The organism is Salegentibacter maritimus (assembly GCF_016236915.1).
GTDB lineage: Bacteria > Bacteroidota > Bacteroidia > Flavobacteriales > Flavobacteriaceae > Salegentibacter > Salegentibacter maritimus.
Genome location: NZ_JAEHOK010000016.1, coordinates 24,680 through 38,665 on the forward strand (window position 1 = coordinate 24,680; position 13,986 = coordinate 38,665).

The 13,986-nt window shown below is 36.8% G+C and carries 7 protein-coding genes; 3 read left to right on the forward strand and 4 right to left on the reverse strand.

Annotated features, from left to right (window positions below; all coding sequences use genetic code 11):
- Nucleotides 1-5: 5 nt before the first annotated feature.
- A complete protein-coding gene (locus I6U49_RS12430; RefSeq protein ID WP_198629045.1) occupies nt 6-2,684 on the forward strand; it encodes a glycoside hydrolase family 2 TIM barrel-domain containing protein in 2,679 nt (892 codons plus the stop codon).
- A 198-nt stretch (nt 2,685-2,882) separates the two neighbouring features.
- The gene (locus tag I6U49_RS12435; protein WP_198629046.1) at nt 2,883-5,588 is read left to right on the forward strand and encodes a glycoside hydrolase family 20 zincin-like fold domain-containing protein; all 2,706 of its coding nucleotides are present in this window, start codon (nt 2,883-2,885) and stop codon (nt 5,586-5,588) included.
- A gap of 402 nt (nt 5,589-5,990) precedes the next feature.
- Here the strand turns inward: I6U49_RS12435 and I6U49_RS12440 are convergent, their stop codons facing one another.
- The 4 genes from I6U49_RS12440 to I6U49_RS12455 all read right to left on the reverse strand — a co-directional run bounded on the left by I6U49_RS12440 (nt 5,991) and on the right by I6U49_RS12455 (nt 13,308).
- Nucleotides 5,991-7,019: a TlpA family protein disulfide reductase gene (locus I6U49_RS12440; RefSeq protein WP_232804712.1), complete on the reverse strand. Its 1,029-nt coding sequence runs from the start codon at nt 7,017-7,019 to the stop codon at nt 5,991-5,993.
- Nucleotides 7,020-7,180: 161 nt separating this feature from the next.
- The gene (locus I6U49_RS12445; protein WP_198629047.1) at nt 7,181-8,590 is read right to left on the reverse strand and encodes a RagB/SusD family nutrient uptake outer membrane protein; all 1,410 of its coding nucleotides are present in this window, start codon (nt 8,588-8,590) and stop codon (nt 7,181-7,183) included.
- A 12-nt stretch (nt 8,591-8,602) separates the two neighbouring features.
- Nucleotides 8,603-12,103 (reverse strand): TonB-dependent receptor, encoded by a 3,501-nt coding sequence (locus I6U49_RS12450; RefSeq protein WP_198629048.1) that lies wholly within the window; start codon nt 12,101-12,103, stop codon nt 8,603-8,605.
- A 101-nt stretch (nt 12,104-12,204) separates the two neighbouring features.
- On the reverse strand, nt 12,205-13,308 hold the full coding sequence (locus I6U49_RS12455; protein WP_198629049.1) for a FecR family protein: 1,104 nt from the start codon (nt 13,306-13,308) through the stop codon (nt 12,205-12,207).
- Between the two features lie 95 nt (nt 13,309-13,403).
- On the opposite strand from I6U49_RS12455, the gene I6U49_RS12460 reads away from it, so the two are divergent.
- Complete coding sequence (locus I6U49_RS12460) at nt 13,404-13,982, forward strand: RNA polymerase sigma factor (RefSeq protein ID WP_193710725.1); 579 nt, start codon at nt 13,404-13,406, stop codon at nt 13,980-13,982.
- Nucleotides 13,983-13,986: the final 4 nt, after the last annotated feature.

The window sequence follows — 13,986 nt, forward strand, 5'->3', positions numbered from 1 at the left end:
ACAATATGCAATATACATTAAAAAAAACCTTAGCTCTGTTATTTTTAGCAATTGGGTTTACAATGCAGGCCCAAAACCAGCCCGAGTTTTCTACAGCGGGATTTTATGAACTGGAAGGCTCCGGCCGCAACTCTTTTTCTATGAATCCTGCCTGGAGATTTTATAAAGGGAATTTACAGGGCGCAGAAAAGAAGAATTTTGATGATAAAAATTGGGCTGTAGTCAACCTTCCTAACGGAATTGAATACCTTCCCCAGGAAGCAAGTGGCGGTATAAATTACCAGGGCGAAGTATGGTATAGAAAACACTTTACGCCCGACCCTAAATTAAAAGGCAAAAAACTTTTTCTCCACTTTGAAGCCATTATGGGAAAATCTAAAATTTACGTAAACGGAAAACTGCTAAAAGAACATTTTGGTGGTTATTTACCGGCAATTGTAGATGTTTCTGATGCTTTAAATTGGGGAGAAGATAATATAATTGCAGTTTGGGCCGATAATAGTAACGACCCATCCTATCCCCCGGGAAAAGATCAGGAAGTACTGGATTTTGCTTATTTAGGAGGAATTTATCGTGATGTTTGGCTTATTTCACATAGCAATGTACATATTACAAATGCTAATTATGAAAATGAAATTGCCGGTGGTGGCATTGTGGTTGCCTACCCTGAAGTTTCTGAAAAAAAAGCAGAAATAGTACTAAAAACCCATATAAGAAATGAGAGTTCAGCCGATTTCAAAGGGAAAATAATCTATAGACTTTATGATAAAGAAGGTAAATTAAAATTAAAGACCGGTAAAAAAATTAGTCTGCAATCCAATAATGCAACCCATATTACTTCAGAAGAAAGCATTAGAAATCCGCAGCTATGGGCTCCTGAACATCCTCATCTATACAACTTAGAGGTTGAAATTAGAAACAACAAAGGGAAAGTAGTTGATGGCTACCGCAAACGTATAGGTATTCGTAGCCTGGAGTTTAAGGGAGAAGATGGGTTTTGGTTAAACGGAAAACCGTATAACAAACCTATTATTGGTGGTAATCGTCACCAGGATTTTGCCGTAGTGGGCAATGCTGTTCCCAACAATGTGCATTGGAAAGATGCTAAAAAGCTTAGGGATGCGGGAATGATTCTAATTAGAAATGCACACTACCCACAGGATCCTGCCTTTATGGATGCGGCAGATGAGCTTGGCTTATTTGTTATTGTAAATATCCCTGGCTGGCAGTTTTGGAATAAAGACCCACAGTTTGAAAAATTGGTTTACCAGGATATTCGTAACATGGTAAGAAGAGACCGTAACAGAGCCAGCCTTTTTCTGTGGGAACCTATTCTCAATGAAACCTGGTACCCCGATGCTTTTGCAAAAAATGCTAAAGATATTGTAGAAACCGAATTTCCTTATCCTAACTCGCATTCAGCTTGTGATTTGGAAGCAAAGGGAAGTGAACATTTTGATATTCTCTACACTTATCCTTTTGAAATGCTGCCGGAAGAAGAAGCAGATCCATCAAAAACTTACTTTACCCGCGAGTGGGGCGATAATGTAGATAATTGGAACTCCCATAATTCTCCCAGCAGGGTTGCCCGTGCCTGGGGTGAAAACCCTATGCTGGTACAGGCACAACATTACTCGGTTCCTCCTTATTCATACATTAGTTACGATATTTTCTATAAAACCAGTAAGCAACATATTGGTGGTGCACTTTGGCACCCATTTGATCACCAAAGAGGTTACCATCCCGATCCTTTTTACGGTGGAATAATGGATGCGTATAGGCAGCCAAAGTATTCCTACTATATGTTTGAAGCGCAAAGAAATCCCGAAAAAACCAATCTTATTGCCGAAACCGGACCTATGGTTTATATCGCTAATGAAATGACCCCATTTTCTCCAAATGATGTAACCGTGTTCTCTAATTGTGACGAAGTAAGATTAACCAAATTTGAAAACGGAGAAACTTTTATCCATAAAGTAGATAAAGATAGAGAAGGTATGCCCTTCCCTCCTATTGTATTTAAAGATGTTTATAATTTTATGGATATCAAAGAAAAGCACCGGGCAAGAAAAGCCAACGAAGTATTTTTAAAGGCTGAAGGCTTTATAGATGGGAAACTGGTCGCAACCGATACGGTAAGACCGGCACTGAGACCAGAAAAAATTATGCTTTGGTTAGATGATGAAAACCTGGATTTAAAAGCAAACGGGTCTGATTTTGTAACCCTGGTTGCTGCCGTAACCGATAAAGACGGAAATATAAAACGCCTAAATAATAGTATCCTGGAATTTGAAATTTCAGGAGAGGGAGAGATTCTGGGCAACCAGAACTTTATTGCAAATCCGCAGCAATTAAGATGGGGTACTGCACCGGTTTTGGTAAAAACCACTAATACTCCGGGAGAAATTACAGTAAAAGCTTCTTTAAGAATGAAAGGTTCCCAACGCCCAGTGTCAGGTGAAATCACTTTTAATAGTGTTGCTCCAAAAAAGGAAATGATATATAATCCTGAAGAGTTGGCGGCTTACAAGCTAAACAGAAATTCTACCGTAGAGCAAAGCAATAAAAGCCAGGCAGAGCTCGAAGCCCAGGTTGAAAAATTACAGCAAGAGCTAAATACCATAAAACTTAAAGAAGTAGAGCAACAACAGGAAGATTTTGGTGGTAAAGAAGTGAATAATTAAAATAACAGTTTTAAATTTACCCCTAAAAATAGTAAGCGGCCAATAATATTAGGCAGCAGCTGAAAGTATTAGCAATCTTATATAAAATTCTAAAAAAATAGACCTCACAGGTGATTAAAACCTGTGAGGTCTATTGTATCATAGCACTTATAAATTAAGAGAAACTTTTAAATCACCCTTAAACAATACCTATTAATTATGAATAAAATAATCCTAAAAAACAAAATGAGGCTGGTAACCGGGCTCATTCTGTTTGGGTTTTTCTTTCCCAAAACGCAAGCACAGAATATTAAGCTTATTCCCCAACCGCAGGAATTAATTTCTTCGGAAGCTGAATTTAGCCTGAAAAATAGCCAGGATCTATGGGTTAACAGCTCAAAGCATAATGATTTTGCCCTTAAGCAGTTAAAAGATGAGTTATCTGAACAAATGGGAATTTCTTCAGAGCTTGTAAAATCGCCTAAAAAGGCTTCTATTATTTTATATGCTTTGGACGATAACCCCGATTCAAAAATAAAAAAATACCTGCCCAATTCAGAAAAACTTCAGGAAATTGGAGAACAGGGATATTGGCTAAAAATTGAAAAAGATCAAATTAAACTAATCGCCAATACCGAAAAAGGTTTGTTTTATGGGGTTCAAACTTTAAGACAACTTATACAAACTGCAAAAAACAAGAGTTTACCTGCTTTAGAAATTACAGATTGGCCTGCTTTAGAATATCGGGGCTGGATGGACGATATTAGTCGGGGACCAATTCCCACTTTAGAGTTTACAAAAGATGCCATTCGCAAATTATCGGAATACAAACTCAATTTTTTAAACCTTTATACCGAACATACCCTTCGTAACGAGAAGTTTGCCGATATAGCCCCCTTAGATTCATTTACCCCTGAAGAAATTAACGAGTTGGAAGAATTTGCCGCAAAATACCATGTTGTGCTTATTGGAAACCAGCAAGCTTTTGGACATATGGAGGAAATTTTAAATAACCCTTTCTATGACGAGATAGCCGATAATAAATGGAATTTAAATCCCGGCAGCCCTGCTACTTATGAGTTTTTAGACGAGTATCTTGGTGATGCTGCCCAGGCTTACGACCATCCTTTCTTTAATATTGGTGCCGATGAAACCGACGGTTTAGGATCTGGAAAAGCGAAAGCTTTAGTCGATTCTTTAGGAATGGAAGCCGTTTATGCCATGCATATTAACAAACTGGATGAAATTCTTAAAAAACACGGGAAACGAACTATGATGTGGGGCGATATTGCCGTTAACCACCAGGAAATTATAGATAGGCTCCCAAAAGACCTTATTATTCTTTCCTGGGGCTACGATCCAAGAGATAGTTTTGATAAAGCTATTTTGCCCTTTAAAGAATCAGGTTTCGATTTTATGGTAGCCCCAGGCGTACGAAGCTGGAGTGAGATCTATCCCAACCTGGATGTTGCTGTAAAAAACATCGCCAATTATGTAAGAGACGGTAAAGAATATGGTTCCATGGGTATGATAAACACCGCCTGGGACGACGATGGGGAAACCTTATTCAATGCAAACTGGCACGGAATTGTTTGGGGTGCCGAAATGGCCTGGAACCCAATCGAAAGTCAGGAAGAAGCCCGGGCCAAAGAAGAACGAGCAAGTAGACTTTCGGCTTTCAATAAGGGATTCGATAAATTATTCTTTGAAATGCCCGATGACCAAAGTATTATGCAGTCTCTTAATAAATTTAGAGAACTAAGGCAAATTCCGGTTTTTGGAAGTATGACCAATGCATCGGTTTGGGGAAGTATTTTCGATTTCTATCCAAAAGAAGAAGTTGAGAAAGTAGCTACAACCAATAAAAATATGCTGAAACAGGCTACTGCCCTGGCCCAAGAGCTTAAAGAAAAAGCCAAACTTGCCGGCGCAGAAAAAATTGCTATTGAAGTAGCCAGAAATGCGGCAGAAAGAGCAGCTTTTGCCGCAAAGAAAAATCTATTCATCTTAGACTTACAAAAAGCTCACGCAAATCCTGAAGCAGTTTCTAAGGAAAGGATAAAGGAAACCCGGAACAAACTTTTTAAAGAGCTTCACCATTTAAAAATGGATTATATCAATATATGGAAGGCTGAAAATAGAGAGTACTGGCTTGCCGAAAATCTTAATAAATACGATGAAACTGCCCGGGAACTTCTAGACCTGGAAACGCATGTATTTATTGATGCCGGCCAGGCCCTACGTCCTGGAGAAATGGAGATTCGCTTAAGTACGCTTTATCCTGATACAGAAATCAGATATACCACCAATGGTGGGGAACCCACAAAAGAAAGTGAACTTTACGATGGTTCTTTAAGCATTACCAAAAATGCAGAAGTGAAGGCAAAAGCTTTTAAGGATGGTCAGGAAGGCCAAATTTCTGCAAAATACTTCAATGTACATAAAGCCCTGGGTGCTAAACCGCAAATTAAAGGACGGGTAAGTACAGCTAATCCTGCTTACGCTGCAGGAGGCCCCGGTGGACTCACAGATGGTTTAAAAGGTTCTGAAGATTTTGGAGATGGCAGATGGCAGGGTTATGCAGGCCAGGATATTGAAGTGGTGTTAGATTTAAAAACAAAAACTGAAATCAATGAAATTTCAGCCGATTTCTTCCAACGCTTAATTTCCTGGATTTTACTACCGGAAAGTGTTGAGTTTTATGTTTCTAATAACGGAAAAAATTTTAAAAAGGTAGCTGTTGCGCAAAATCCTATAGATCCTCAGGATCAAGGCTTGATTATTGAGAATTTTTCTTCGGGAGAATTAAAAGAAAAAGCACGCTATATAAAAGTTTTGGTAAAATCTATGGGACCTTTACCCGAGTGGCATACCGGCGCCGGGAAGTCCAGTTTTATTTTTCTTGATGAAATTATCGTAAAATAATTTCTAAGTAAACTATCTGGGGGCAAGCCTACGAGGCTTTAGATGGAACCAATTTTTAATTTCAACGCAAGCCACCGGATATTATACTCTTTGGTGGCGCCAATAAAACCGGCTGTTTTAAAACAGCTAAGTTTAGCAAATAAGCCTCACAGATTTACTGCATTTCAGTAAAACTGTGAGGTTTTTTAATAGGCGCTGAAGAATGAAGCTTTAACATTAGTAAATTACAAATATGAAGGTTTAGTTCTTTTATAAGCCCATATATTAGATACTAAAGATGAAATGTCTTTTATTTTTTGGGCAGTTAACTATCCCGGGACATTACACCCAATGGCGGTGTCAATAAAAAAGCCCTGTTCTTTTAGTAGAAAAGGGCTTTTAAAAATCTATTGAGGAGGCTAATTAAATATCGAGTTCATCCAACACTTCTCTTAATCTTGGTTCAGAAGTTCTTGGAGCATCGTAGTCTACTATATTTCCTTCAGGATCCAGGATAATAAATCTTGGAATTCCCTGGATAAAATAATCCTGTACAAATTGGGACTGGTATTCGTTATCGGCCAATAATTGGGTTCCGGTAAGTCCTTTATCCTCAATCATTTTTCGCCATTTATCCTCGTCTTTCCTGGCGTCTATAGAAATACTCACAAATTTAATATCCTTGTCTTTGTATTCTTCTTCAAGTTCCAGCAGAAAAGGGATTTCATATTTACAGGGCCCACACCAGGTTGCCCACATATCTATATAAATATATTGACCAAGAATATCTTTAAGAGACGAAGTACCGCCATCGTAATTTATATAGTCTTTAAAATTAGGAGAAGGTTTCCCTTTGCCAAGCTTTGCATTTATTTCTTTATAACGTTCAAACTCAGCATTCATTTGTTTATTAAATGTTTCCAGAGATTTTTCCTGCTTTTTTATAAACGTAGTATCCAGGTTTTCTTCATTGGTTGCCAATAACTCTTTTACATCCGCATTATATTGTTTAAGGGCTTGTTGGTATGACGCCTCCGGCTGACTGAAAAAAGATTTATAATCATCAAACAATTCAGCAGTTAGTTCATTCTTATTTTGAAGTACGTTATATGAGATACTTCCTTTGCCTGAAACTTCAGGTTTACCCACTGAATCTTTAAATTTTAAAGTTAGCTCCATGCCATTACTTAGGTATAATGGAAACATAGAACTGTAACTGGTATTAAAAAATGTTGGAGATTCTAATTTTAACGTATCGTTAAAACTCCCGTCTTCGGCTACCTCTATAAGTATTGATTTCTGATTTTCGTAATCGTACAATCTAATCTTTCTATTTTCTATAGGATTTTGAATGCTACCGGAAACAACAGCATAATCCTTCTGGACTTCTTTTTCTTCATTACATCCCATCAATGTCGTAACAGACAGGGCAATCATCAAAAATTTTCTCATAATATTATTTTATTTTTAAAACTATACCGGCTCGATTTGGTTTTTGCGCTAATACTTTTGGCAAAATACCTTGGTATCGAGACAGATTTTGTTATTTATATAAAAGAGGGAAGTAGGTTTCCCTCCTCTACATTACTAACAACTAAATCAAACATTTACTCTTAATAACCGGCATTTTGTTCCAATTGGTTATTTGCCGTTAAAACTTTTAAAGGAATAGGCTTAATAAATTGATTTTTATTGTTCAAGGTTGGTTTAATATCAAAAGCATTTATATCGCCATAATGATGGTATCTAACCAAATCGAACCAGTTTTCTCCATTTTCAAAAAACAACTCCAGTAATTTTTCCTCTCTAACTAATTCTAAAAGTTCTTCTGGAGAGTTTGTTTCTTTTGGCATTACTCCTGCTCTATTTCTAAGTGTATTTAGAGCGGCTAAAGCTGCGTTCAAATCACCTTCTTCACGAACTTCGGCTTCAGCAAAAATTAAATACATCTCTGCTAGTCTAAGATGGTAATTTGTATTAGTTTTTCCGTTTACGAAGTTTTCATTTGGGTATTTCGCGTTCCTATTATTCCCCTGAGTAGCCTCTGAATAGGCAAATAAGAACCTTGGATCGTATCCCATTCCCATTCCGGCAAGCTCTCCCTGTCCTTCTACCTGTTTGTTAGCTAAACTATCTAATTGTGCACTGGCATTAGTCTGTTTTATTTGAGACATGGCAACCCCTCCTTCCGAGCCTGAGCCAACAAATGGTGCAAAAATCACTTCGGGGGAATTCATTTGATTAGCAAAAATATTACTATAACTGTTTTCTAAACTATAGCCTTCTGCATTATTAATCACTTCCCAGGCTAAATTTGAAGCTGTTTCATAATCTTTGGCATACAATTTCACCTTTGCCAACAAAGCTTTGGAAGCTAAACTCCCGCCATAATAATGCTGAACATTTTTAGGTCCATATGCTACCGCATACTCCAAATCATCAAAGATTTGAGTATAGACTTCCTGTACAGTATTTCTTGGAGCTGCATCTACCGAATTGGAAAAATTGGTTTGCAATACAATTCCCATAGAAGAATTCATATCGTAAAACTCGCCAAAATTGCGTAGTAACTTAAAAGTAGCGAATGCCCGGTTAAATTTTGCTTCGGCGATAAGCTGCTTTTGTTTTTCTTCTGAAATATCAGCTGCTTTTCCCGCTTCGAGCTCTTCAATTAGAAAATTTGCCTGATTTATTATTTTATAGTGTGCATTATAAATTTCGGTTAAAAAAGGGTTCTCTACCGGAACCTCATTGGTATTAAAACCGGCACTTCCCGTAAGTGCAGCTATTAAGACTCCTTCATTTCCTTCAGCTCCCAAAAGGATTGGATAATAACCAAGGTTAAACTGTCGCCATCCGGAATAAACCCCGTTTAAGACCTGTTGAGCTGATTTTCCATCGCGAATAACGTTCTCGTCAGTAAGTTGGTTAATTGGTTTTACATCATCTACGCTACATCCTATTAAACCCGCTATGCATAATAGAAGAATCCCTATTTTCTTTGTATATATATTAAATTTCATCTTGCTAATTTTTTAAAATTGTAATTGAACTCCCAGTGAATAAGATTTGGCAAGTGGGTATGGGTCTTCGTTATTAGCCCCATCGGTAATAGTTCCTCTTTCCGAAAAACTTTCAGGATCAACTCCGGGCCAATCGGTTAGCGTAAATAAATTAGATCCCGAGATAAAAATTGAGAGCTTTTGCACATTTAATGCATCAAGAAAAGTCTGGTCAAAATTATAGGCTAACTGAAGGTATTTCAATCTTAAATATGAAGAATCATACACATAACGATCGTTTAATCTTGCATTTCTGGAAGGATCGGTATAAATAGCTTTTGCAAATCTGGCATCTGTATTACCAGGAGACCAGGTATTTAATGCATACTCACTTAATTTGTTTGGCCCAAGATAATTTGAAGGCTGATTGGTTATTGCACTCCACACAGACTCTGCCCCCACTGAATACTGAAAATAAGATGAAAGGCTTATATTTTTAAAACGAACCTTTGTATTAAAACCTCCAAAGAAACCTGGTTCAATAGAGCCTATTTTCACTCTATCCTCGGTCGTTATTTGCCCGTCGCCATTAGTATCTTTAAACATATAATCTCCTGCCCCAAAAGATGCCCTGTCATAAAAACCGGAAGGTGAATTGGCATTAAGCTCGTCTACTTCTTCCTGGGTTTCAATAATTTTAACTACCTCGTAACCTTTAATGGTTCCCACAGGCTCGCCCTCTATATAGTAATCTAAATTATACTGATTGATATTTGCGCCATTCAATTTTTCTAAGACATTGCGGTTATATGCCCAATTGGCGTCTAAACTCCAGGTAAAATCATTGGTTTTAATAATATCACCTCCCAAAGAAATTTCCATCCCTTCGTTAGAAACATCCATTAGATTAGAAACATAGGTATTTGGCCCCAATTCATAAGGTATTGGTGTGGGTGCCAAAGCTCCTTCTGTTTCTCTTTTGTAAATATCAAAACTTCCGCGTAGGCGATAATTAAAGAAATCAAAGTCTAAACCAAGGTTCACTTCTTTGGTTGTCTCCCAACCTACATTTCTATTAGGCAAAGTGTTAGAAGCTACTATAGCTGTACTCCCTCCATATAAATCGCTAGAATTGGTTGAGAAAAACTGTAGATATGCAAAGTTTGAGATATTAGCCGAACCTACTTTACCAAGACTTGCTCTTAATTTAAGGTTATTTATTGCTTTACTATCATTTAGAAAGGCTTCATTCGAAATATTCCAGGCAGCAGAAACAGATGGGAAATATCCTCTTTGATTCTCAGGACCAAATTTTGAGGAAGCATCAGTTCTAAAGTTTATTGTTGCGGTATATCTATTTTTATAATCATAACTTAACCTGCTAAAAAAGGAGTTAATCCCGTTTTCTGAATCTGAATTGCCATAGCCTAACACCTGTTCGGCAGAGCCCGGATTAATTAAAATATCCTCATCGGGAAAGCCTAGAAAGAAATAGTTTTCTGAACTTATTTGAGTTCTATCCCAGGCATAACCACCCAAAAGATCAAAATTATGTTCCTTCAATGAAAACCTATAGTTAGCTGTTAAATTGGTAGTAAGGTTAGTAGACCTACTTTTTGAAGTGGTTAAATATGAGGAATTAGGAAATCCAAAATTGGTTTGAGCAGAGCCCGGCGTAAAAATGGAATTATCCCTATCAAATAAAGCAGCGTTTATTTCAGCTTTAAGGTTAAGGTTTTTTAAAGCTTCTACTTCTAAAAAACCATTTCCTATAAAGTTATAATTTTCAGAATTATTTTTATGCTGTAACCTTGCTATTGGACTGGGCTCAAAGGTTGGGAAACCATATTGAAAATCTGGTAATGGAATAAGGTTAGCATCGTCTCCACGATACGGAAAATCTGGACGCGCAACAATATTGGCAGTATTGACATTGTATTGGCCGTCTTGTGAACCTTCTCCAGATTCTGCTTTATTATAGCCAAGATTTAAGGACACACCGGTACTAATCCTTTCGGTAATTTTGGTATTAACGGCTGCCCGGGTGTTATAAAGTTTAAACTCATCATTAATTATCAATCCTTCCTGATCACTTCCGGAAATCCCAAAAGTATAGTTCGTATTTTCACTACCTCCACTAATTCCAAAATTCAATTGATTAGTAAGGGCAAAATCCCGATAAACTTCATCGTTATAATTAATATCGGCATCTCCAAATTGCGCATCTATAAGTCCGTTATAAGAGAAACCTCCAGTAGTGGGATCAAAAGGCACATCGGCCAAATTCCCCAGGTCGAAACCATAAAAGAATGGTACACGGCCCTGGTTTACCGCTTCAACACTATTAGAAATTAGTTGGTCGTAAAAGTTTTTATATTGTGTAGCATTTAATGAGGTTAAGGTATTTATAGGTTTTGCGATGGTTGTATTGTAACTAAAATCAATTTGAGGCTTTTGGTTATTTTCGGCCGATTTTGTTTTTACAATCACCACCCCATTGGCTCCTCTGGAACCATAAATAGCCGTGGCAGCAGCATCTTTTAAAATATCGATACTTTCAATATTATCTGGACTAATAGCCAATAAAGGGTTGCTGGTTCCTCCGGTAAAAGTGCCCGGCAAGGCATCTATATTAAAAGGTACTCCATCTATTACATATAATGGTTGGTTTAAGCTTCCGGATAAGGGAGAAGTATAACCTCTCACATTTAAACGAATAGGTGCACCGGGGCGACCTGTATTTTGAGATACCTGTACCCCCTTTGCCAAACCACCCAGGGCACGATCAAAACCTATGGTACCGGTTGAAGTATTCTCTATATCTCCCGAATTAATAGAAGAAACAGCCCCGGAAACTGAGCTGCGTTTTTGTTTTCCATACCCAATTAATACCACCTGGTTTAGCTCGCCTAAGTCTGGCTTTAACTGCATATTTAAAGTAGTACTTCCGTTAAGTGCTACTTCTACTTTTTGAAAGCCCAGGTAAGAAAAAATTAATGTTTGCTCAAGATCCTGGACTCTTAAACGGTATTCACCGTTTTCATTGGTGGCAGTACCCATATTAGAAGCTTTTTCAATAACGGCCACACCATATAACGGTGAACCGGCTTCATCTGTCACTTTACCCGTCACCACAAACTCCTGTGCCTTAATTGTGGAGTCTTCAGTTTGTGACTGAGCCCTGGAAATAATAATTTGATTTTCAAAAACCTGATAAGAATTACTTGTGCCTTGAAATAAATACTTTAAAACTGCACTAAGTTTTTCTTTATCTACATCTAACGTAAGTCTTCTTGCCGGGTTTAGTTCTTCCTGATTGTAAAAAAACCTGTAGTTGGTTTGGTTTTCAATAGCATTAAAAACCTCTAGCATACTAGCGTTGGTAAGGTGAATATCTACATTCACATCTTGAGCATAGGTACCGGCTTTAATTTGAAAGAAACAAAAAATAAATAGAAAATAGGTGAGCTTCATCTTTAAATCGGGTTTCAGCAATACATGAGGAAATCCCTTTAAATTAAATGGTTTTTTCATAATTTTGATAAGATTTAGTTAGTCAATTTCTAGGTTAGTTAAATCGTTTTTAAAGGGATGTTGGCGCATCCCTTTTTTATAAGAATATTTACATACACTATTTAAGGTTTGGTTATTACAATCTTGTTTTCAATCTTCTTGTAATTAAAAGCTTTATACTTTTGAAAAGTTTGTAAGACCTGGTCTATACTTTCAGTCTCAAAACTTCCACTAATTTTTATATCATTAAGAGCTTCATATCTATTATCAATAACTACATTAAACTTTCTTTCCAACTTATTCTTTATCACTTCAAAAGAATCGTTTATAAAAATAATATTGCCATCTATCCAGGCCAGGTATTTATCAGGGTTCACATTAGAAACCTTCATTTTCCCACCGGTTATCTCGGCAAGTTGATTAGGACGTAATATCACCGATTCTTCTGATAATGTTGGAACTGCCGAAACCTTTCCCGAAACAAGCAATGCTTTGGTTTTCTGATCGTTTTCGTATGCAGTAACATTAAATTGCGTACCCAAAACTTCTATTTGCATTTGACTTGTAGAAACTAAAAAAGGCCTAAGACTATCGTGGGCAACTTTAAAATAAGCCTCTCCTTTTAAGAATACCTCTCTATTACCTTCATCAAGAAATGCTACCGGATATTTTAACTCTGTGCCCGCATTAAGAATTATTTCTGAACCATCGGTTAACGGTAGCTCAAAAGTTTTCCCAAAAGGAACTCTTAAAGTATTATACTGTAACTCGTTGGCCGTACTTATGGTGTTATCTTTATACACCAGTTTATGTTTTTCGTCTTTAACAATCCTTGATTTTCCCGAAGAAAAAATCTCTTTATCACCATCTATCACCTCCAGAGTACCATCTTCTAACTCTAAGGTAATCTGGTTAGACTGCCTAACATTATTAACTCCATTGGTGCTATAATAGATAAAGAGTGCACCCAGTATAATGGCTGCGAACACAGCTGCATATTTTAAGAAAGAAAAATTTCTTTTTACGGATTTTTGCTTTTTAATACCACCTATAACCTGGGGTGCTTTATTTTGCTGTGGAGCAAAGTTTCGATCTATTAAATATTGTGTTTTCACGAAAGACTTATAGGTATTCCTATTTTTTTCATCTTCCAACCACTTGTTGAGCTTTTCAATTTCCATTGAAGAAGCTTCATTATTCAAATATTTTATTATGATCTTTTCCATATCTATAGCTATGATGATTTTTATCTTATTTACCCTTAACTTTTTTTTAATTATTTTTTAATATACATATCTTGCCCTAAATTTTAACCTTATAAATGAACAATAGAGATTTCTCACAAGCACTTAAAGATGGTGATGCACTTGCTTATGGCCGCTTGTTCGAGAAACACTACCAACCGCTGTGTGCCTATATTAAATCCTACACCCAGGATTGGGATACAGCACAAGAGATTGTTCAATCTACATTTATTGTTATATGGCAAAAAAGGGAAACATTAGATATTAATATTTCTCTTAAAAGTTATTTATACAAAACTGCATATAATTCTTTTCTGCAAATGCAGCGCGTCAATAAAAAGCAAGACAAATTATCGCAAAGGCTAAAAGAAGAAGCACTAAGAGAAGAAATATCTGTAGATGAAGAATTACAAGAAAGAAAAATTAAAAAACTTAGAGAAGTTATTGAAAAACTTCCTAGCCGATGCAAACAGGTTTTAGAACTAAAACAGCAAGGCTATAAGTACAAAGAAATTGCTGAAAAATTGGAGCTATCAGTTAAATCGGTGGAATCTCAAATGCGAATTGCCTATCAAAAAATAAGAGAAGAGTTTAAAGAAGACCCCTTATTCCTTATCATCATACTTAAAACACTTCAGTTTTCAGATCCCCTATAAACTC